Below are 21,712 nucleotides of genomic sequence, written 5' to 3'. Positions count from 1 at the left end.
CCTGCTGCACTCTTGAACATGGAAATTTTGAGGACATTTATGTACCGGATAGGAATCTTGGTGCTGCTTGCGCTCGGCCTGAGCGCATGCGGAGTGACTGATCGGGCGGGACGGAAAATGGGGGACTCGTGGGTAAACGACATGATGTTCAGTAGCCCTGATCGCCTGCGCATGACGATTGATGGCGGTAACCAACTGAATACGGTGACTGATGGAGAGCCGCTCTCCGTGGTCGTCCGGGTGTATCAATTGTCTCGCCTGGAGCCATTCGTGGCCGCGAGTGCTGATGCCTTATGGACGGTCCCGCAGCAAACAATGGGCGCCACCGTATTGGATACCCGTGAGCTGACAGTGTTGCCTGGCATTGGCCATGTCGAGGACTGGCCGTTGGGCGATGCCACCCGCTTTGTCGGGGTTGCAGCCTTTTTTCATGACACTTCTGAGCAACCGTGGAAAATCGCTTTCGCGGCGGATTCCTTGCGCAAGGACGGCCTGTGGTTTTCCCCGGACGGCGTACGTGTATTGCTTGAGGGCTCACGTGTGGTGGCTGCCAGTGGGGTCGATGTGCTCGACGGGGTGGCGCGCTGGAGTGATCCCGAATCGGATAACACCGAAGTGGCCCTTGAAGTCGATGAAACCCCTTCGCCGTCCTCGGCCGAGGTAGTGCTATGAGTCAGCACAATCGCGTGATGTGGTACGAGGGCATGTTCATGCTGCCTCAGCACTTCCAGTACCAGGACGCTTTTCACCAACATCAACAAGCTCAGGCAACCATGCGCGGCACCCCCTTCTTTTGGGGCGTGCAAGCCTTGGAGTTGGACAGTGATGCGCTGGCGGAAGGCCGATTACAACTGACGCGGCTCAAGCTGGTGTTCCCTGACGGCACCGCTTTCGATGCTCCTCAGCACGACCTCCTGCCACCCGCTCGAAACCTGAATGAGCTATTCAAGGAGGCGCACCTCAAGGTTTTCGTGGCCTTGAGGTTGTCGCAGCCTGCAGGAGCCAATTACCAGGATGACACGCAGGCTACCCACATCCCGAGACGTTTTTGCAAACGCTTCGACGCGCTTCCCGACCTGAATGAAGGTGATTTGGAGAGCGAGATCACCCGCCTGCGTTTAAACCCGGTGCTGCTTATCGAGGGCGATGACCTGGATGGGTACACAGCTTGTCCATTGCTGCGTTTGGTCCGGGATGCTACGGGTGGGTTTCGATGCGACGAGCAGTTCGTGCCACCCGCTTTGCATCTCGGTGCCCACCCCACACCCTTGGTGGTGGGCAAGCGTCTCCTTGCGGCACTACAGGGCAAAAGCCAGTTGCTGGGCGCGCGCCGACGCGAGCGTGGCGATCAGGTTGTCGAGTTTGGCAGCAGCGACGTGACCTTGTTCTGGTTGTTGAATACTGTGAACCGAGCCTATACGGAGTTGGCTCATCTGCTCCAGCACCCCGGCGTGCACCCGGAACAGTTGTATCGATGCTTGGCTGAGCTGACGGGCAGTTTGCTGACCTTTTCCTTGCGAGACGAGCTGACGGATATTCCGGCATACGACCATCAAGATCCAGCGCCAGCCTTACTGAAATTGGATGCTTTGATCCGTGATCTGCTGGACAACGTGGTGCCCAGCCAATGCATTGTCATCGACCTCGAACAGAACAAGCCTTCTTTCTATACAGGGCGTTTGCGCGACCCTCGTTTGGCGGACGCGGACTTCTATATTGCAGTGCAAGCCGATATGCCCGGCGCGAAGTTGCTGGAGCTGGTGCCGCGGGCCTTCAAGGTGGGCGCGCCTGATGAAATTGAAGTGGTGGTCAATGCTGCGATGCCCGGTGTCGTGCTCAATCCTGTTTCGAGGCTGCCCAGTGCCATTGCGCTGCGCCTGGATAACCACTACTTCGCAATCGAACCCCAGGGGAAGGTCTACGAAAGGATGATGGCTGCTCAGGCCATCTGTTTCTACGTTCCCAACGCCTTTAAAGATCTCAAGCTCGAACTGATGGCGGTGCCCAAATGACTTTTGCACAGACGTTGGGCGTGGTTTCCGCGCCCGGAGAAAAAACGTTGATGAAGGATCTCGTGCGCGATTTTCTATCCATGGCCCTGTTGATCCGTCGCGGAAGTCAGGTGCAAGACGTGACGCAGTTCGTGCGCAGCGTGGATGGGTTCTTTCAGGGCCTTGAACAGAGCGCGCGTGCCGCCGGCTACAGTGTCGAGCAGGTCAGGGACACGCAATACGCGCTTTGTGCCTTTCTCGACGAGAGCGTGTTGCGGGCAGGCGACAGTCCGCTGCGCTCACACTTCGAAGTACACACCTTGCAGTTCCAGTATTTCGGCGTGCATCTCGCAGGCGAAGGCCTGTTCGACAAGCTGACGCAGTTGCGCGTGGACGTGAAGGCAAACCGCGATGTCCTGGAGGTTTACCACTTGTGCCTGGCGCTTGGGTTTGAGGGCAAGTTCAGCCTGGAGCAGAAAGAGCAACTGGCGTACATCGCCAACAGCCTGGGCCAGGATTTGGCCAGGGGGCAACAGGTGCCGCAGGCACTGTCGCCGGATTGGGCGTTGCCTGACCAGGTCTCGCACTTGCTGCGCTATGAAGTCCCGATTTGGCTGTACATGGCGCTGTTGGCGGCAGGCTGCGGCATCGTGTTCTGGGTGTTGCGTTGGTTGCTTGAGCGTGACGTGGCCGTGCTTTCCGAACAACTCAGCCGCCTGTTCGGCGTTTAAGCCTCAGTCGACACTTCAGGTCAGGATGTAATGAAGACACTATTGCGCGTTATCAAAAATTTCTGGTTTCTCTGGTTGCTGGTGTGGCTGTCTGGAATAGCCTTGTGCACTGTGGTGCTGGTGTGGACGGCTGTGGAGCGGGAGGCCGTGTGGGTCGGCATGGCACTGTTCAGTGCCTGCTGCTTGCTGTGGGTGGTATTACGTCAGTACGCGCGAATTCGCACTGAACGCAACCTTGAACACCTGCTCAGTGTTGAGGTCGACCGCGAACAGCAGGGTGGCGAGTTTCGCGATCACCAAGTGTTGCGGGAACGGTTGCAGCACGCGGTGAAATTACTGAGGGCCGCGCCCGAGGCGGGCGGTGGTGGTGCGGCTGCGTTGTCCGATCTGCCCTGGTACTTGGTCATCGGTTTGTCGGCCTCTGGTAAAACCTCGTTGCTGACCCGAGCCGGCCTGTCGGCTCGGGTGGCCGAGGGATCGATGCCGGGGTTGCAGAGCGGTACCCAGCACTGTGACTGGTACTTCAGCCCCGAAGCCGTAATGATCGATACGGCAGGTCGCTACCTCAGTGATGAGCAGTCCGCTCATGAGTTCACTGGTTTTCTGAAGCTGCTCAGGCGGCAACGTCGGCGACCGGCGATCAATGGCTTGGTGCTGGTCGTAAGTCTGCCGGAAATTCTATCGGCCAGTCAGGAGGAGCGTGGAATTCTGTCCGCGCAGCTGGTGGCACGTATTCAGCAATACAGCGCCAGTCTTGGGGTGACCCCACCGGTTTATCTGATGCTCAGCAAGACGGATCTATTGCCCGGTTTCCACGCGGTGTTTGACGGGCTGGATGCTGGGGCACGGCAGCAGCCCTTGGGCATGACCTTCGATCCGGATGCATTGCGCAAGCAGGGCATGCGTCAGGTACTGGAATGCAAATTCAGTGCCTTGTTACAGCGGCTCAATCAGCATGTAGGGGCGCAGGTGTCGAAATCGGCCGAGGGGGCGATTGAGCGCCTGCAGTTTCCTCGCTATCTAGCGGATATGTCCGGGGTGCTGGCGGATTTCTTGGCGCCGTTTGACTGTACGGACTCCAGCCAGGCGCCCTTGCTCTTGCGCGGCCTGTATTTCACCAGTGCCTTGCAGGACGGCCAGGCGTTGCCGGCGATCCATGAAGATGAACTGAGCGAACGCTATGGGTTGGCCCCCTCTGGCGAAGTGATTGCCAACCGTGCCGGTGAAAAAAGTTACTTCATCACCGACGTGTTTCGCAAAATACTGTTTCCTGATCGGGAGCTGGGTCTTTACTACGCCCGTCAGGGCGTGAACCATGCATGGCGTCCCGTGCTCTTGACCGGCGCTTTGTTGGCAGGTGCTGGGGCGCTGGCTTGGGAAGCGAGTGCCTTTCATGCGACCCGACTGTGGCTGACCGAGCTGAGGGACGACCTCAATGCTCACCAGGCGTCAGGTGCTGACGCCGTGGCGACCTTGGAGATGCTGCGCGAGCAAGTGCAACGGCTGAATACGCAAAGCGAGCACGGTGTGCCGTGGGCTCGCGGCGCCGGACTGTATCCGGTCGATGCGTTACAGGTGCCGTTGCAGGCCGCTTACAGAGAACAATTGCGGCGGCAGGTCTTGGCCCCGATCAGCCGGCACCTGCAATTGCAGTTGCACGAGTTGAACGAGCTGGCTAAACATTTGACCCATGACCCCCACGAGGTTGTCGTGCCGAAAAAGGGCACGCGTGCAGCAGCCTCGGTTGTTGCAAGCAGCGTGGATGTCGAGCGACAAGCCGCGCTGTCACGGGCTGGGTTGGCCCTGTCTGAGGAGGTGGTGGGACGCCTCAATGAAACGCAAGCGACCACTTTAGTGGAGGCTTATAGTGCGTTGAAATTGTATTTAATCCTGACCTCACCTCAACAACATCCCGATACTGACTTCCTGTCTGTTGCACTGCCATCGGCATGGCGTCAAGTGATGGAACCTGCCGGGCCATGGTTGAGCGCCGCTTCAGTGAATGGCAACACGGCACTCTATGCCCAGATGGTGCGCCAGGATGACGCGCCGGTAATGCCACGCAATGACAGCCTGGTCAGTGCTGCGCGCCATAGCCTCAAGTCCTTGATGATCACCAGCTCTCTGGTGGAACGTGAGTACCTCCGGCTGCAGCTGGAGTCCGACCAGCAGTTCCCCGCATTGGCCCTGAACCAGATGGTCTCAGGCCCTGGCCGGCAGTTGCTCTTTTCCGCGCAAACCGTGCCTGCGCTGTATACCCGCCAGGGCTGGGAGCAGTTCATGCAACCGGCGTTGCTAAAATTGCTCGCAGGTTCCATGCAGCATGACAGCGACTGGGTGCTGGAAGGCCAGGACGTCGATCAACAGGTGCAAAAGGTCAACGTTATCCGGGACCTGATGGCGCTGTATAAGCGAGACTATGCGGCAGCCTGGACGAAGTTCCTGGCAGGAACAGGCCTGCGTCAGTTCAGTACCCTGGAACAGGCAATGCAGCACTTGGCCCCGTTGAGCGATGTTCAGAACTCGCCGCTCAAGCAGGTGCTGATGGCACTCCATCAAAATACCTCGTGGGACCGACCCCACGATGAGCCGCTTGCCGAGGCTGCTACTGCCGGTTTGGCGGCCATTTTGCCATTCACCGACGGTGCTTTGAGTAGCCAGTTTGACAGCGTCTCGCGTTTGTTTTCAGCCGAAAACCCGGATGGTGCGGATCGCACGGTCATGGACCGGTATCTGGCCGCGCTGCGCAAACTTAAAGTGCGTTTGAGCAATATTGAGCGTTCCCAGGATCTGGGTAAAAGCAGCAAGCAACTGATTATCGAAACCCTTGACGGCCAGCCAACGGAGGTCACCAACCTGCGAAACTACGTTGAAAGCAGTATCGAGACGTCGCAGGACAGCCTCTCCAGTTCACTGAAGCGCCTCTTCAATGACCCTATCATGTTCACCTGGGAAAGCCTGCGTGCCCCGGCCGGAGAGCAAGTTGCCAAGGCATGGTCGCAGCAGATCATAAAACCCTGGCAGCAAAACCTGGCGCATCGATATCCCATCAACCCCGCGGCGCAAAACGAGGCGTCGGTCAAGGATCTACAGCGTTTTGTTGATCCCGGTACGGGCTTGATGCCGGCTTTCCAGCGCAATGAGATCGGCAACTTGGCAGGCGGTGAAGGTTTGGGAATGAGCCGGGCCGGCAACGGCGCCCCACTGGTGAGTTCACGCATGCTGCAGGGCATAGAGAAGGCCAGCGCACTGGGTGAAGTGATCGCCAGCCTGTCCGATCCCGGCAATGGTTTTGAGGTGATGCTTGAACCGTCCCAACGCTTCACCGATATCATCCTGACGCTGGACGGTCAGGTGCAACACTACCGCAATGGCAAGCCGCAATGGAGCCGGTTCACTTGGCCGGGGAACCCACAGAGCCCTGGCGCGCGTTTGGATGTAGTCACTCTGACCGGAGAGCGCAAGACGGTATTTGATTACCCAGGACGCTGGGGCCTGTTGAAGATGAATGACAGCGCCAAGGTTTCCGAACTGGACCAGGTACGTCAGCGTTTTACCTGGCCGGTTCAAGGGGGGGAAGTCAGCCTTGTGCTGCGTAACTATGGCGGCGTACGCCTCACCGATCTTGGTGACGTGAAGTCCCTCGGTACTCTGGGCGGTGCAGCGCGGGCAGACGGCACATGATTGGTTGCTTTGGAAAGATCCCCGCCAGCGCGGATTTCGTCAGCCTGCATGGGGCATTGCCTGAAGTGGCTGAGTTCGATCTATGGTTGCAGCGCACCTTGGTTGATCTCGATCAGAGTGTGCAGTGGCAGTCGCGTTTTGACGAGCTGCCCCTGTGCTATTTCAGTTTTGTCAGTACGACCGGCGTCTGGTTGCTGGGCGGGGTGGTCAGCTCGCATGACAGCAGTGGCCGGCGTTACCCGTTTTTTATCTTTCAACTCGTCCGTCCCTCCGACAGCGGGCTCAATGCACATACGTTGAGTGAAGTCTTCGCCGCGCAGATCAAACCGCTATTGATCGACGCGTCGCAGGGGCTGGACACCGCTTCGGTGTTCCAACAGTTGAAAGCCTTGCGCCCGTGGGACCTCGCCGACGTGGCCTTGTATCGACGTGTACATGTGAAGTTTCTGGATGACTTCGAGCTACAAGATGTCGCCAATGCTTTGCAACCTTCTTACGTTAACTTGGATAGCGTGTCTTTGCCGGCACGATTGATGGGTTTGCGTGAGAGCGTCTGCAAAGCGCGACCGCCGGTTATGCATTTTCCACTCCCGGCCGCGCGTGGCTTGATGCGGCCGGTGGCCGATTTCTGGTGTGAATGGCTGAACGTCCAAAGCCATGAACAGGTTCCGGCCGTCAGTGTGCTGGTGGATGATTTTATGCACCCAGGCTTGCTCTGTTTCGCTTCGCGTCAAGTTGCTACGGCGTACCGCGTCCTGACGGGCGGAGTGTCCTGTCCTTCGTTGCTGCACGTTGAGCCTGGCATTTCACTCCCTGCCATGAGGGCGGAGCAGTCGTTGCGAGAGTTGGTGGCGTTTTGCTCGACGCGCCAGCAGGGGACGATCGCATGAACCGGCTCAAGTATTACTTTTTGAAGTATCAGCCCTATGTAGTCGGTGTCAGTTGCTTCCTGATGCTCTTCGTCATCTGGGGGCTTGGCGTGCGTCTAGGCTTCTCGTCGCTGGGCAGTTTGATGGTGGGCATTGGTGGTTTTCTGTTGTCTTCGTCGCTGTACGTGCTGCTGCTCCATCGCGGGGCAGCGCAGTATCAGGATTTGGAAGTGCTGCTGCGCGATGACGCCGATCAGGCGGTGCTGAACGCTAGCCCTGCCGACCGTGAAGAGATCAGTTTGTTGCGTGAGCGCCTGTTGCAGAGTATCGCCCGCTTGCGTGCCGGTACGCGTGGACGGCGCTCACGGGATGCACTGTATGCCTTGCCCTGGTATTTGGTGATTGGCCAGCCAGCCTCCGGCAAAAGCTCGATGTTGCTGCAGTCTGGCCTGCATTTTCCTTACGCTGAGCGTGAGGGGATGCGTACTGTGGGCTTGGGCGGGACGCGCAACTGCGATTGGTTCTTCAGCGCCGAAGCGGTGTTGCTCGACACCGCTGGCCGTTACATGGACACCCCGGAGGAGGCGGGCCGTTGGCGAGGATTTCTGACCTTGCTGCGCCAATACCGCCCTCGCCAGCCGCTGAATGGTTTGATCGTGACGGTAAGCCTGGAGGATTTGCTGAATGCTTCGGCGCTTCAGTGTGAACAACTGGCTAAGCGTTTGCGTGAGCGGGTGCAGGAAGCGCAGGCGCTGCTGGAGCTGACGTTGCCGATCTATCTGGTATTCACCAAGTGCGACCTATTGCCTGGATTTAGCGAGTTCTACCGGCAAAGGCATTCGTTGCACCAGGAAGGTGTATTGGGCACGACCTTTCCCCACGCTCACTTTGAGCAAGCGGACTGGGGAGCGCGTTTTGCCCAGGCCCTGGAGGTGTGGGCCAGTCACTGGCAACAGGTGGCTGGCGAGCAGCTGGTGCAGCAAGACATCCGCATCACGCGCGACGATCCAACGGTGTATCGCTTTCCTTTGGAACTGATGGCGTTCAAGCCAGTATTGCGGGCCTTTGTCGCCACACTGCTGCAAGCCAACCCGTATCAGAGTGCAACGCTTTTGCGCGGGTTCTATTTCACCAGTGCATTGGATGCGCAATGCGCGACGTTGGGGGAACACATCCGCCAAGTCAGCCAGCGATTTGCCCTGGATCCGCAATCGATCCCGACAAAGGGGGCAGCCCAGCCACAATCGCTGTTCATCCAAAGTCTCTTTCAGAAAGTCATTATCCCGGATCAACATCTGGTGGCGCTGTACAGCCGTAACCGGCGAGAGGATCGTCACCTGCGAGGTTGGCGTCTGGGCGGCGCGGCCTTGGCGCTGGCCGTTTGTGGGGCGTGGGGTATGGCTTTCTGGCAGAACAAAATGGCCATTGAGGGTCTTGTCGGCGACTTGGCGCTAACCGCTCAGCAAGACGCTGATTCACCTGGGGCGTATGCCGGTTGGCAGCGCCTGGACCGTTTGCGCGCGAGCGCCGCAGGCTACTACAGCCAACATCGACAAACCGGTGTGCCCTGGTCTCTGCGCCTGGGTCTTTATCAAGGTTGGGTGATCGAGCCAAAGGTGCGCGAGCATTATTTTGCCGAACTGGAGCGGGTGATGCTGACACCAACCGCAGACAACTTGACACGTTCGTTGTCACTGTTGCCGACGATCAAGGTGTATCAGCGCAACACCCAGGATAAGCACCCGGTGACCGGCGTCGACAGCGTTGAGCCTCGTGCTTTGCCCCAGGATAACCGGGCGGCTTCCATCGCCAAGTTCGGCAAGGCAACGCTGGAGACCTACCAAATGCTCGCCAAGTCGTGGCAAGGCGAGGCGGACCCACTGTTGCTCAAACAGACGATGCCTGACTACTGGTACCCGAGCATTGCTCGTCACATAAGAGCCAGCACGGGAGCTGCTCAGCCCGAAGCGGCTGATTACCTGTCTGCCGGACGGCAAATTGCTTTCTACAGCGAGCAGATCAATGAACCGGATGTGCCACGGATCATGGACAACGCATTCTTGGTGTCCAGTTCGCGCAATTACATCAACAGCTTGTTGGCGCAGTCGCTGCGTGCCATTGAGACCATCACACTGGAATCGGACACCTTGTTTGCGTTCGGTAGGGCGGACCTACAGAGCTTGAAGGAGGGGGGGCGTCTGCAATTGGGCCAGATCGCCGCCAAGCTGCTCAATACCCCCAACGTCGGCACGATCGTGATTGCCGGTCATGCCGACCAGATCGGTGACGCCGACAGCAACTTGCGGGTTTCTCGCCAGCGCGCCGAGACGATCAAGACTTATCTGGTCGGCAAAGGTGTGCCCCAGGAACTGGTCACGGCCGTCGGTGAGGGCAGTCGCAGACCTTTGGTGCGCTGTGACACAGCTTTGCCACGCAACGACCTGATCAGTTGCCTGGAACCAAACCGACGTGTGGAGATTGAAGTGCGCGCACAGCCGTGATGGCACCGGTGTGCGCAAAGAATACTGGTAGCCGAGTGGGGCTGCTTGCTCGGTGATACCAGTGAATGTCTCATTTGCTAGGGCAATGGGACGTACCGCAAAGGTGCTGTGTTCCGCTAATGGATGGACACCGCCTTATACCAACAAAGGAGTTTTACCCAATGGCATTTGATGCATACCTGAAAATCGACGGCATTCCTGGCGAAAGCACCGACGACAAACACGCTGAGTGGATTGAAGTGGTGGGCTATGAATACGGTGCTACGCAGGCCACTTCCGCCACTGCCAGTTCGGCCGGCGGCGCTTCTTCGGAGCGTGTGAACCTGAGTGATTTTTCGATCCGTAAGGTCGTCGACAAAGCCTCGGCCAAGTTGTTCGAAACCTGCTGTAAGGGCCAGCACATCAAAGAGGTGGTTCTGCACGTCAACCGTGCCGGTGGTGACAAGGTCACCTACCTGACCATCACCATGGAAGAAGTGGTGGTGTCCTCCGTCAAGTTCCTGGGGAATATGGAGGCGGGTAACGACGCTTCTGACGCCAGTGTGATCTGCCCAAGGAAGAGATCAAGTTTAACTATGCGCGGATCAAGACCGAATACGTGCAGCAGAAGCGCGGCGACGGTCAAGGTGGCGGCAAGGTCGTGGGTGGCTGGGACCGTACCAAGAACAAAACTCATGCCTAAGCAATGCTTCCTCTGCCTTCTCACAGGGTAGAGGCGACGCCCTGCCTCGTTGCTGAGGCGGGGCGTTTTGCGAAAAGGGAATGATCGGCGGTGAGCCGGATAGCCGGAGGTAACCATGTCTGAAAAGTTGCACGAACTTTCTATCGTCACCCTGACCCAACCCATTCAAGGGGGAAACGGTGAGGATTTGAGCTTTTCTGAGTTGTTCGACCAGATCAAGGAAGCACGGCGTGCCGATGCGCCCTATCTGAGCCAGGGAGAATGGCAAGCTGAACTGAAACACGCAGATTGGGAAAAAGTCGTTCGCCTGAGCGGTGAGGGACTGGCCCAGCAGAGCAAAGATTTGCGCCTAGTGGCTTGGCTGTGTGAAGGCTTGGCCCACCGCTATCAATTTGAGGGAGTCGCCTTTGGTTTGTCCGTGTGCGAAGCAATCCTTAAAGCATACTGGTCGGGACTATATCCCTCACTCGACGAGGGGATAGAGGCTAGGGCAGAACGCCTGGCATGGCTGAGCGCCAGCCTCACGGGCATTGTCGCCGACGTCCCCCTGACCCAGGATCCATCCTATGGCCTGACCCAGTATGACCAGTCACTTCAAGTCGATAACCAGGGACGACAGAGCCCCGAAGCGATGGAAGCATCACTGGCCGAGGGCAAGATCAATGGGGAGCTGTTCCAGCGTGCGGTAGCGTTGACGGCTGTTGACTACCTGCAAGCACGTCACAGTGAGGTGCAGGAATGCCTACGCGTATGCCGGCGCCTACAAGCAACGATTGACGAGTTGTTCGAGCAGGATGCACCGCGCCTCACTCGCCTGGACGAGACTCTGGTACGGGTCAGTCAGTTGACGGAACGCCTATTGGCAGAGCGGGGTGGGAACATAGTGAGAGCGCCAGCTCCGGTTCCAAAGCCGATAAAACCTGCTGCTGCAATCACACCTGTCCCGAGTCAACCTGTAGCCAACATATCGACAGTCGCAACTATGCGCACTGAACCGCAGTCTCGCGCCGAAGCACTTGACCAGCTTCGAGGCGTGGTGCAGTTTTTCAAGCAAACCGAGCCCCATAGTCCGGTACCCTTCCTGATTGAACGAGCAATAAAATGGGGTGATATGCCCTTGGAGAGTTGGCTGAATGATGTGATCAAGGACAGCAGTGTAGTGGATGGGATTCGTAATGTGCTGGGCACGGATGTGTAGGGTGGTCTGAACAACTTTTTTGCGCGACAAGCTCATAGGCAGCAACGGTGACGAGGTTGTTGGCTTCGGGAGAACGACTGGCGCCTTTGTGGCCGTGTCCAGCTAGTTAGCCGGGCGGTTTGTAGCATCTGTTCGGCAGTCTGCCCGACTAACTTGGGCCGAACGCCGACTGCCACTTGTCGAATGGGCGTTGTGACAGTGGCACACGCAGGATTTGTCGCGTTGCAGGCCCAGTGCGAACAGCTGGCGCAGCAACAGACACGGTTGCTGCGTGAGTTGGCCCAGATAGATGCGAGCTTGACGGAACTGCGCCAACACAGTCTGCGGGCGTTGTCTGGCTATTGATGAGGTCTGGCTGTAGCTAACACGCCAAGCATGGATTGACCTGCATGCCGCTTCTCAACAGCTTCACCTATTTTTTCCTTACCAAATCCAAACAGCGCCCCGCCGGCGACGCCCGTCAGCGCAACTGCTGGAACACCAACTGCGAGGAATGGGGAGAGGAAGGGCAGCATGACCGCCGACGCAACAAGGCCCGCACCCACAATGCCGCCTGCAACGACCGCCGCTTTCTTCGGCGCATACTTTGCCTCAATATCTTTAAGGCTCTTGCGTTGTCGCTGTACGAGCGAGGCGAGGCCGTGGCTGACTTCTTTGATCATGTCATTCGTATCAATGGGGCCTGCGGACGCCAGTTGGCTTGTGTATTTGTTGAGTTCCTCTCGCTGCCAGCGATGCTCGTTATTTGAGATGAGCTGGGCAAGTGTGGTTAAGGGGATATTTGCCAACCAGGATAGGCTGTCATCCTGGACTGCACGGAGTGTTTGCAGTGCTTGGTCAGAAATCACATTTTGTGAGCGGAGTTCTCTTGCATTTGCTTGGGCGATTTTTTCGAAATAGTGCCAGTGAACAGGTTGTGAAAGAAGTGGCTGCGCCCCTAGTTCGCCAGCGTTTTCAAATAGATGGTAGTGAGGTCGTAGTCGCTCCAGAACTCCATTGAGAAGCAGGGGGCCGATGGGCGTGCGTTTCATTTGATCTAGGAGCGTGGCGGATCGTACGCCCTCGAGCTCTTTCAGGTACTGGCTCGCCGCATCGCTGGCGCTGAGTTGTATGCCGGGCGTCCCACCTGGAGGTACAAACAAGCCTGATGGCATCAGCGCGTCAAGAAATGCGGTTTCTTGTTTGCTCGAATAGTCGAAGAGCTCTTCCAGTGATTGAATCTGTCCGTGGCAAATTGGGGCGATCAGGCGAATTGCCAGCCGTTCAAGGCCCAATTTGGTATGGGCATCGTTCTGTTCCAATGGCCCCTCAAAACTGGGGAAAACAAAGACGGCTGGCACCTGAAGGTCCGCATCCACCAATGGGCGTAACTGCAGTATATCGAAGAGCTGAATGGCAAGTTGCAAAGGCGCGGCGTTTAGGTGAAGGTCCGAGCTTAGTAACGGGTAGATAGGGTCAGGAATTAGTTGCGTATCGGCGTAAAGACCGGTTATACGGACTCCATTGAGCGCGGATGAACCAAATACCCGTTGACCACCTGTGACTAATCTCATTCCGCCGAAGTTTTTTGCTTGCTGGAACATATTTGTTGAATGGTTGTTATAAAACTCACCTAATTCCTCTGCCGCTTGGTTCACAGCGTTGGCGAGCACGTCTGGCTGATGTTTGAACCGCCACAGCATCCGCTCTTTGATCTCGTCCTTGTCTTGGACCAGATCGACCGCTCGGCCTGTCAGTGCAGAAAAAAGCGAACTGAAAAGGGCAAATAGTTTAACTTGGACGTCATTCATTGCAGGTGACGGCGCGGCAGTTTTCTCCTTTAGCGTTTGCTCTCTCTGAATCGAAAGTGCTGTACCAAAACTTTTTGCTATCAATAGCGTCTCTTTCGACATTCCTTTCGTATCTACCAATCCAATAGCCGTCAATGGGGCAGCTAACAGTTCATCTCCATGATGTTTTAGCGATGGAGGAAACCTCAGCTTGCCCTCTCTCATTGCCTTCCAGGCAGATAGGAGTCGTTGTGCCGTTGCAGAGTCGTAGTCGTCAGGGCTATTCATGATTCATCTCAATTGAAATACTGAGTTCTTTAAAATGGTAGTGATTATTGGGCGCTATGACATTTTTGGTGGCTTGATCTGCGAGGGTACGCAGGATCGTTCGTATGCGCTTTGCCACGCATTTATCTTGACGATAATGGTGGTTCGCTCGTCTGTATGCGAAGGTCAAGGTTGGATTCAACGGACTAGCCAAGTTCAATGACCTGCGCCTTGAACTTGGGAAATAGCGTCAATCCATGATTGACATAGGTTATCAGCTTGGCGGGATCGTTTTTTTGAGCTACGTCATTTGAGGTCGGAGCTGTTGCGCTCCATACACCGAACACGATGACTTCGGTGTCCGCAGGGAGTTTTTGCAGCCATTCTTTATCACGATGGCCGATACTGACATTGAAAGTGTGCTTGATATTGCGCTCATCGGTGCGGTTGCGTTCCGGCACCAGGTTCAAGTAGCTATTGACCTGCGTCGATCCAGTCCTAGGAAGACTTAGCCGCTCCACGGTTCCCATGATAGCGAAGGGGTGACATTGGTCGCCTCGACGGCGAACCATCCCCCATGCTTCCTCGTAACGGTCTGGTTCAAAGAAGAACTCACTCCAGCGAATTTTCTTGTCGCCAAGGCGAAGAATCAGGTTGGTGCGCAGTACCTCATCGGCCTCACAACGCTCACGCAGCTTGAGGATATCGGCGGTCGTTCGCAGATAACTGTCCAGCTTCTTGTCCGTGAGGTGATAGGCCGTTGGCCGACGTGATTGCGCGGTTCCAGTCGATGGCTGCACCGGCACCTCTACTCCCGATAGCGTCTTGCCGCCGAGTCGGTTGTGCAGTAGTAGGAGGCGCAATTCGGATTTGCCTGCATCCAAGGCATCAATGAAGTCGCGATCCGATTGGTCGGCCACAATCACTTTGAGTTGTCCTAGGGCATCGTACTTGCAACCAGGCTTATGGTCGGATGTGGTTGCGGCGGTTAGCCCGATATAGGCGGCCCGGTCAGAGGGTTCCTTGCCGGGGTTGTTGAGCATGCCTCTTGGAACGAAGCGAACGGGCACTAAGCACTGACCACCATCGCAGAAAAGCGGAGGGATAGTTTGCTTGTTGTCTTCCAAGGTTTGCAGGGATTCAAGTGTATGTGGGCGGCGCGCTGTATCTACTGCCGACAGCATTTTGATGCCTTTGCTCATGCATGAAACTCCTTAGGGGCGCGTAAGCAGAAGGTCACATCTTAGTCGCATCTGCACGCCGCCCGACACTGGATTCGCCGACATTGAGCCGAGGCTTCGAGGCGTGGTGCTGGGCGTATTGATCAGCACTGTGGCTGGCCGCGATCAACCTCGCAGGAGGTTGCAGTATGCACCTATCCAAACAACAATTCGGCCGATTCCCCGCGCCATACAATGCTCTATAACAAACTTCTGCTGCCCCCACTTATCAGGTGCGCCCGTCGGAAGTAACGGCGCAAATTGGACTGGAGGAGCTCGCGGACAGCTTTGCTGTCTGTGGCGACGATGGACCAGTTGGTCAGCCTGGCCGAGAACCGGGACCAGATGTTCATGCACTCTGCAGAAGAGATTGAGGCGTTTGCCAAGCTGATTGAGGAAGGGCATTCGATCAAGCACGTGACGGCATGTTTTGGCGTGCCACCGCTGGTGGTGACGTGGCGCATGAAGCTGACGCGGGTCTCGGCGTTGTCCTTTATGCTGCCGCCGCTGGCACGGTCAGTCGCAGATGCACTGGGCCATCAGCGGTTCACCTGGCCTGGATGAACCACCTCATGGCGTTACTTCTTGCAAAGGTACTCTTGTGTGACTGTGGTTTCCAAGCAGTTGAATTTGCCCATGGTTCGGCAAACCGATTTTTCTGTGCCGGAACGCTCAGCGCCCTTGTAACCCCAGAACTGGCAGCGCCCGGTTGCGGTAGTCAAACCCTGGGCTTCGTTACTTTGCCCGTTCTCGAACTGTCCCTGCTCATAGGACAACTGAACGATACCATCGGATTTGCTTCCGCCGGTGGCCTCCCATTGTTTCGATGTCGCGCAGCCTGCAAGAAGCAGCAGGGCGAGTGGAATGGCGGCAATGATTGGTTTCATGATTGAAGAGGTTCCTTGTGAGTCGACCTTGATAGAAGTAAGTCGGGCACGGAGGGACCTTAGCTTTGTAAGGCCGTTGTGGTGCACGAACTCACGTGGCCCCGACTCGAAGCGGGCATCCTAATCAGGGTGAGCCATCGACTTCAATTCAGTCGACGCAATCAGGACGCGTCCTGCTTTGTTGGTGGTATCAGCTGTAGGTAATATCCTTCATGGCCTTCACCGCCAGTGTGATCGTCAGATGGTGAGAGGTGCGCAAGCCTCATGAACAGAGCGTTGTGAGACATGATCGTGGGTGCCACGATCATGTCTGCACCCATTTCCCCGAAGAATGCCGACAAGAAACGTGATCTGAAAAATGAACCAGACCTGGCAGGGAGGCTAGTGGTTTTGGCATGACGGCGCACCGGTATCGATGAGGATTCAGACCTGGTTTACCTCGCAAACGAAACGCTCGCCTCTCGTTGTTCGATACACAGGCAGCACAACCCTCAAAGCAGGCTTGACCAAGGTGCTCGAACGGAGTGGAGCAAAACCTGGCCCTGTCCCACGGCTGCGCCTCAGCCGTGCGCGACTGGATGCAGCAGGGCGACTTCGCCGACAGTTGTTTTGCGGTGCAGGGCTTGGTGGCCAATCAGCCCATCGCCAGCAATGAGACCGAGGCCGGGCGTACCGCTAACCGGCGTGTGGATATCCAACTGGTGCCGCAGGTGGGTGAGCAGCGTGCGTTGGCGGGGGTGACTGGCAGATCGTCGTAATACACCATTACCTCGTTCTATTTCACCTGCGTGGTACTCCTTTTTGCCCAGCTCCCCCACATCGGGTTTCGGAGCCTCCACGGACAAAAAGGACATTTTCCATGCCCATCAACCCACCTGACGCCATTCCCGATAACCTCATCGCCAGAGCCGTCGGCGTGCAGTTCATGCATCACCCCACCTTGATCTCCGTCGTCGGCCAATGGCTGGACAGGGGCATCAAACAAGCCTATCCAACCCTGGACTTTAACCTCGTCACCACCAAGCTTGCCGTACCCAATGCACTAGGGGGGTGGGACTTACGGTTTTTGCTCAATGTGGCGCTCGATCACCTGGGGAATGGCACTTCGCTGGATTTCTCAACGCGAGACACTCGGGATCATTTCCTGACCAACAGCGCACCAACACCGCTGGCTCCCACAGGTTCAGATGCGCCTGCCGTAGATATGAGCGTGATTGAGCAAGTCATCCGCGAGTTGCCTAGCATTGTCCCGATTGCTTTTCAGCAGGCACTAATTGCGTATTGGGACCAAAGCGCAGACGACGGATCTACCCGTTGGCGCTGGCTCAGTGAGTTGCTGCGCGGCAACCTGATCAACACCGCCATCGCCCCATCATTCGCTAAGCCGGCCCGTGGCGTACTCCAACAGGTAACGGACTACCCGGATCGACTCGACCGTCTGGCGGCGTTGAAGGCGAAGGCTGTTCACGTCTATGTCATGGAAACGACGCTGACCCGGGCGGGAGCCTCGTTCACGCTGTTATCGCCCGACCTGTTGGTGGTCAACGCCTCGTTGGTCCTGCTGTGTTCTTTAGCGGGAGACGTCATGTCATTTGCTTCCCAGGATGAGTTTGATCGCTACTGGGCGTCGAAGATCGACGGCGCATTTGTTGCGGACCAGATCGCGTGGAAGCGTTACGAGCCCAATGGCAATGTGTTCGACGTCCAGGCGGCTGCGGTGCTTAATCAGCAGTTGCAGGACCTGGCGGATATCCCTTTACCCTCTCATCAGGGGCTTCATAAGCTGGAGCAGCAGTATGACGCCGTGAGCGATCCCACCCTTTTATTTGTTACTCCAACGCCTACCAAAGTGCCTATGGCCGCCCAACTGCCCGACTGGTTGAAAAGCGCCTCGGATACTCAACGCCTGGCCTATCGCACCCATCTATTGGAGCTCGCCGCTGCTAAAGCTCAGGCTCAAGGGCTGTCTTTCCTGGACGGGGTGAGTGATATCAGAACCTTCGCATCAAGCGCCCTGCATGCGCAGATGCTGATCGATCAACCGATAGCACCCGGCTACAACCCTGACGAACTGGAGCTGACATTCGCAGTGGCCACAGGCTATCCAGGCGGTGCGGGGATTATTCAGCGCAAAACACTGTCATTGACTGATCTCGCCTTGAGCAATCTGGTTGGTAAGCCCAAAGGTCCGATGACCATAGGGCACACCGGCGGTCAATTGATCCAGGACTGGACCACCCCCGATTACCTGACTGATCTGGTCCTGCGTGTGGACATCGGCAAAACCTACCCGGAATACCTCAAGCGCCTGCTGCTGTCCGATAGCGACGAAACCCTGCAGCGCCAACGGCTGTTCGGCGAGCAGTTGCGAGCGCAGCTACCGTTGCGGGCGTTGGAGCTGGCGATCCAGGGGCAACAGGGTTTCACGGTGCAGGGCTATCGGTATGTCGCTGCGCTGATGCAACTCAGTGACGCTGAACGTGTTGTCGAGGACCGCCACATTGTTATCCGTTCGCTGGCACTGCTGCGCAAACCGGGTGCCCAGTCGGACAAGGTCGACAATATGTTCGTGATCGAAGCGCAGGACCTCCAGCCTGGCCCGGTTATTCTTTATCGTCCGCTTTATCCGCAGTTGTTGACTCAGTACGCTAACCGCGAGGCCTTGTTGGCGGCGATGGCCCTGCCTGGCGCACTGCAGGACAGCGTATTGATGTGGCTTAGCGAACCTGCGCGAGCGGTGTATGCCAACGGTGGCTTCAATGAGCCGCATATTATCCGGTTTGGCATGGGGTCTGAGTTCGACCGTCTGGAGACACCCGTTCCTGCAACGTTGGCTGCCGATGAGGGCAGTGAGGAGTTGCTGCAACATCTGCGCAATGGCCGCTTACTGCCGTACCTGTTTGGCGAACATGCACGGGCACTGGTTGACTTGGCGGATCGCGAGTCGGTGTCCAATGCTGAGAGCCGTTGGGCACTGCTCCTGGAAGGCGGCGGGCTGTTGCTCAACACCTTGCTACTGCCCCTGCTGCAAGGCTCTGCCATGTCGATCGCGTGGTTGCTGCTGCTGACCCAAAGCTTGAACCAGGACATTCCTGCACTGCAGAGCAGCGATCCCGTTACGCGAGAGTTGGCATGGGTCGACCTGTTGAGTAGCCTCAGCTTGGCACTGTTGCATGTCACCCGGGGCACGCCGCCCAGTAAACCCTTGATCGCCGCCGGGCCCGGCGATGCGGCATTGGTGTTGACCCCGGTGCGCCGTCCCGCCGGGAGCCTACCCAGCGGGGCCAGGCTGGCGGCGAGCAGCGTAGCGTTGCCTGACGTACCGATTGCAGAGGGCCGAACGGTCTTCGATTTTGCCTTTTCCAACGCCTTGAACCACCTCAGTACCAGCCAGCGTGCTTATGTCGAGGGTTTCAAAGTGCCTCGTCCCGACCACCTGCCGATGCCGATCATGACCGGGCCGCTCCAAGGTCTTTACCGCCTTGATGATGGTTTGCATGCGCTGATTGGCCATGACTTGTATCGTGTAGGCCAGGCGTCGAGTCGTGTGTTTATCGTTGACGCGCTGGACTCATCACGCACCGGGCCGTGGTTGAAAAGCGATGGCGGCGGTCGCTGGACCTTGGATCTTGCGCCAAAGCTGCGCGGTGGTGCGCCGGGTGATCAGATCAAGGCACAACAAGAGAAAAATCGTAAAGCGAAGAGGCAAATGAAAGCCGAACACGTCCGGCTCGACCTGGAAACAGCACGTGAGGCGGATGTGATGACCAGCCGCTTCGAGGGCGTGAAAGCACAAAGGAATCTGTACCTCTCAGCCAGGAAAAAACTCAGAAACTGGTGGACGCTGCTCGACCAAAATACCGATGAGCGCAAAGTCGCCTTCCTGAAAAAACAACACGAAGACGAACAAGCCCACTGTCAGACACTGCTGCAAACGTTCAGTCGGGCCTTGGAGGCATTCGTCGCACAGGCCGGCCGTTTGATCGAAACACGCCGGGTGCTGATCAAAGCGATCAAACCCACAACGGCGGCGCTGGAAACCAGCGACTTCGAGAAAGCCCGTTCCAACGAGTATGGCGCCATCAGCGCTACGCAATTGCTTATCCATAATCTGCATTTGGCGCTGGCCATGGACAGCAGCTTTTCACCAAAGGGTGAGTCGGCGGGGGAGATCGCCCAACGTATCGACGCGAATGCGCCGGCCCGAACGCCTGAGGCCTATCAGGATCTGATCTCCCGCCTGGTGGAGATGAACCAGAGGGAGCAGCAACTGCTTGAGGACACCTACGCCCTGGAGGCCACCCTGAATGAGCAGGCGCAGGACTCCAGCCGGGGCTTGGGTGAGAGTCGGGCGTTCATCCAGTCGCTGCCCACCCAGGAAATGGCCGACCCGTTCAACGTGGCGCTGAACAATCTCAACTTGCTTAGAACCTTGAGCATCGACAACCTCGCGCTGACCGACGCCCCTGCGGTTCAGCATTTTTACCAATTGCTCAACGAGCAGAACCTGCGATTGGCGACGTCCTCCCACATTGCACTGAGGACCTATGCGCATTTTTCGGCCAGCGAGCGCAAGGCGGTGCTGGCGACCTTGATCAACCAGTATGCGCGCTTGGCGAGTGCCTCTGACGCGCTGCATGAGGTTGATCCGGCGCTGAGCCGTCCGGTCTATCAGGCGCGCTTCCTGGAGCGGCTGAACCAGGCGCGTCAGAGTGCCGAGTCCGAGCTGGCGGCGCTGGTGCGAGAGGAGGAGGGCATCGCCGTGCCAACCCACACGCCTTCACTTCGAGCGTCCAGGCGTTCCAGCCACCGGGCCTTTAAAACCCAGCGACGCGGTACGTTGATCGGCGATGCCCGAGCGACGCAATCGGCTGAGCAGGTGGTGATCATGGAGATTCTCGACCCGTTCAATCAACAAGCGGTTGCCAGTTTTGTCGAGCATCCCAGCGAGGGGGTGTGGAAGGAGTTGGTGGTCGCCAGCCCAGGAAGGCCGACGTCTGTGCCGCCCCAACGCTCATTGGCAAATTTGAAGCGTGCCGCCGATCAACTGACCGCGCAAAAACAGGACATCCGGCGCTCGATCCATTTCCAGATGAAAAAACTGCGGGATCCGACACGCCGCGAACACGTCGACCCAAGGGATTGGGAGGTCATGCTCACGCAACAAGCCAATAAGCTCAACGCTATCATCCAGGAAATTGAAGCGGCCCACGCGGACAAGCCCGGTGTGGCGGCGTTGCTCGGCGAGTACAGTAGCGAGGTTGCCAGCCTACTCGAAGAGGGGCGCGATTACCGCAGCACAGGCTACAAGGCGCAACGCCCTTCCCAGGAAAACATTGACTACCTGTGGACCCACCGCAAGGTCGATATCAATTTGGTGCATCGGCGCCAACCCACTGCCAGCGGTGACTACGTCGCTGAATTTTCAGTTCGGGAAAAGCACCAGCCGCACGTGCTCTGGTATGCGCACTTTCACTATGCCGACACCGAGGTGGCGGACGATGCCTACCGCGTCGCCCACCTCAAATTGGCCCACCAGCGCTTCCTGCTGCAGAAGGATCTGGTGCGAGACGCCGGCGCCAACGACAGCGCGGTGTTGAAGGTGATCTATGCTGATGTGACGCCGCCGTTGGATCACAAGCTGTTTCTTGGGTTACTGGCGAGCGTGCGGTAGTAGTGCCTGCCTGGCCCCCGCCGCGGGCAGGGCGGACGCCGGGGGCCTAGCCAGCCGCCGTGAAGCGGTACGAGGCAATCAGCTTTTGGCGGCTATCGGCGTGGCATTAACTCTGCCCGCAAACGTCTGGCAGCGCACCGCTTCACGAGCCTGTCCCGACAAGCAATGGTAGTAACGCACCAACTGCTCCTTATGATTGAACTGGCCGGGGCACAGGGATGTACTGCGCTGAAAGCCGG

General features: G+C 57.5%; 14 protein-coding genes and 1 pseudogene. 12 read left to right on the top strand and 3 right to left on the bottom strand.

The window, feature by feature from the left end; genetic code table 11:
* The first annotated feature begins 18 nt into the window (after window positions 1–18).
* From tssJ to NMB39_RS18190, 9 genes and pseudogenes are all read left to right on the top strand, one after another.
* Window positions 19–672, top strand: a complete 654-nt coding sequence (gene tssJ / locus NMB39_RS18230) for a type VI secretion system lipoprotein TssJ (protein WP_494343368.1) — start codon at window positions 19–21, stop codon at window positions 670–672.
* Window positions 669–2,012 (top strand): type VI secretion system baseplate subunit TssK, encoded by a 1,344-nt coding sequence (gene tssK, locus NMB39_RS18225; RefSeq protein ID WP_494340302.1) that lies wholly within the window; start codon window positions 669–671, stop codon window positions 2,010–2,012. Before tssJ ends, tssK begins: the two co-directional genes overlap by 4 nt.
* A complete protein-coding gene (locus NMB39_RS18220; RefSeq protein ID WP_046072025.1) occupies window positions 2,009–2,722 on the top strand; it encodes a DotU family type IV/VI secretion system protein in 714 nt (237 codons plus the stop codon). Before tssK ends, NMB39_RS18220 begins: the two co-directional genes overlap by 4 nt.
* Window positions 2,723–2,752: 30 nt before the next feature.
* Complete coding sequence (locus tag NMB39_RS18215) at window positions 2,753–6,406, top strand: type VI secretion protein IcmF/TssM N-terminal domain-containing protein (protein ID WP_494340303.1); 3,654 nt, start codon at window positions 2,753–2,755, stop codon at window positions 6,404–6,406.
* Window positions 6,403–7,296 (top strand): type VI secretion system-associated protein TagF, encoded by an 894-nt coding sequence (gene tagF, locus NMB39_RS18210; protein WP_046072027.1) that lies wholly within the window; start codon window positions 6,403–6,405, stop codon window positions 7,294–7,296. The genes NMB39_RS18215 and tagF overlap by 4 nt, the downstream gene beginning before the upstream one ends.
* Entirely contained in the window at window positions 7,293–9,776 is a 2,484-nt protein-coding gene (gene tssM, locus NMB39_RS18205; RefSeq protein ID WP_494340304.1) for a type VI secretion system membrane subunit TssM, read from the top strand. The genes tagF and tssM overlap by 4 nt, the downstream gene beginning before the upstream one ends.
* Window positions 9,777–9,937: 161 nt before the next feature.
* Window positions 9,938–10,458, top strand: a pseudogene (locus NMB39_RS18200) (Hcp family type VI secretion system effector).
* Between the two features lie 115 nt (window positions 10,459–10,573).
* Complete coding sequence (tssA, locus tag NMB39_RS18195) at window positions 10,574–11,656, top strand: type VI secretion system protein TssA (protein WP_494340305.1); 1,083 nt, start codon at window positions 10,574–10,576, stop codon at window positions 11,654–11,656.
* A gap of 198 nt (window positions 11,657–11,854) precedes the next feature.
* Window positions 11,855–12,001: a hypothetical protein gene (locus NMB39_RS18190; protein ID WP_158528916.1), complete on the top strand. Its 147-nt coding sequence runs from the start codon at window positions 11,855–11,857 to the stop codon at window positions 11,999–12,001.
* On the opposite strand, the gene NMB39_RS18185 is transcribed toward NMB39_RS18190, so the two are convergent.
* Window positions 11,995–13,713: a hypothetical protein gene (locus tag NMB39_RS18185; protein WP_494340306.1), complete on the bottom strand. Its 1,719-nt coding sequence runs from the start codon at window positions 13,711–13,713 to the stop codon at window positions 11,995–11,997. The genes NMB39_RS18190 and NMB39_RS18185 overlap by 7 nt on opposite strands.
* 185 nt (window positions 13,714–13,898) lie before the next feature.
* Window positions 13,899–14,894: a hypothetical protein gene (locus NMB39_RS18180; protein WP_494340307.1), complete on the bottom strand. Its 996-nt coding sequence runs from the start codon at window positions 14,892–14,894 to the stop codon at window positions 13,899–13,901.
* Window positions 14,895–15,218: 324 nt separating this feature from the next.
* Between NMB39_RS18180 and NMB39_RS18175 the strand changes: the two genes are divergently transcribed.
* Window positions 15,219–15,476, top strand: a complete 258-nt coding sequence (locus tag NMB39_RS18175; protein WP_046072033.1) for a hypothetical protein — start codon at window positions 15,219–15,221, stop codon at window positions 15,474–15,476.
* A 14-nt stretch (window positions 15,477–15,490) separates the two neighbouring features.
* On the opposite strand, the gene yecR is transcribed toward NMB39_RS18175, so the two are convergent.
* Complete coding sequence (gene yecR / locus NMB39_RS18170) at window positions 15,491–15,799, bottom strand: YecR family lipoprotein (RefSeq protein ID WP_046072034.1); 309 nt, start codon at window positions 15,797–15,799, stop codon at window positions 15,491–15,493.
* A 524-nt stretch (window positions 15,800–16,323) separates the two neighbouring features.
* Between yecR and NMB39_RS18165 the strand changes: the two genes are divergently transcribed.
* Window positions 16,324–16,557: an OmpA family protein gene (locus NMB39_RS18165; RefSeq protein WP_494340308.1), complete on the top strand. Its 234-nt coding sequence runs from the start codon at window positions 16,324–16,326 to the stop codon at window positions 16,555–16,557.
* A 101-nt stretch (window positions 16,558–16,658) separates the two neighbouring features.
* Window positions 16,659–21,473 (top strand): hypothetical protein, encoded by a 4,815-nt coding sequence (locus NMB39_RS18160; RefSeq protein WP_494340309.1) that lies wholly within the window; start codon window positions 16,659–16,661, stop codon window positions 21,471–21,473.
* The last annotated feature ends 239 nt before the right edge of the window (window positions 21,474–21,712 follow it).

The organism is Pseudomonas sp. FBCC-B545 (assembly GCF_059134095.1).
This window is presented reverse-complemented; position numbering and strand designations above follow the sequence as displayed.

What these genes read in the sequence shown, in the direction of transcription:
- tssJ (WP_494343368.1), top strand. Translation starts at nt 19, where the DNA reads ATGGAAATTTTGAGGACATTTATGTACCGGATAGGAATCTTGGTGCTG.
- tssK (WP_494340302.1), top strand. Translation starts at nt 669, where the DNA reads ATGAGTCAGCACAATCGCGTGATGTGGTACGAGGGCATGTTCATGCTG.
- NMB39_RS18220 (WP_046072025.1), top strand. Translation starts at nt 2,009, where the DNA reads ATGACTTTTGCACAGACGTTGGGCGTGGTTTCCGCGCCCGGAGAAAAA.
- NMB39_RS18215 (WP_494340303.1), top strand. Translation starts at nt 2,753, where the DNA reads ATGAAGACACTATTGCGCGTTATCAAAAATTTCTGGTTTCTCTGGTTG.
- tagF (WP_046072027.1), top strand. Translation starts at nt 6,403, where the DNA reads ATGATTGGTTGCTTTGGAAAGATCCCCGCCAGCGCGGATTTCGTCAGC.
- tssM (WP_494340304.1), top strand. Translation starts at nt 7,293, where the DNA reads ATGAACCGGCTCAAGTATTACTTTTTGAAGTATCAGCCCTATGTAGTC.
- tssA (WP_494340305.1), top strand. Translation starts at nt 10,574, where the DNA reads ATGTCTGAAAAGTTGCACGAACTTTCTATCGTCACCCTGACCCAACCC.
- NMB39_RS18185 (WP_494340306.1), bottom strand. Translation starts at nt 13,713, where the DNA reads ATGAATAGCCCTGACGACTACGACTCTGCAACGGCACAACGACTCCTA.
- NMB39_RS18180 (WP_494340307.1), bottom strand. Translation starts at nt 14,894, where the DNA reads ATGAGCAAAGGCATCAAAATGCTGTCGGCAGTAGATACAGCGCGCCGC.
- NMB39_RS18175 (WP_046072033.1), top strand. Translation starts at nt 15,219, where the DNA reads ATGGACCAGTTGGTCAGCCTGGCCGAGAACCGGGACCAGATGTTCATG.
- yecR (WP_046072034.1), bottom strand. Translation starts at nt 15,799, where the DNA reads ATGAAACCAATCATTGCCGCCATTCCACTCGCCCTGCTGCTTCTTGCA.
- NMB39_RS18160 (WP_494340309.1), top strand. Translation starts at nt 16,659, where the DNA reads ATGCCCATCAACCCACCTGACGCCATTCCCGATAACCTCATCGCCAGA.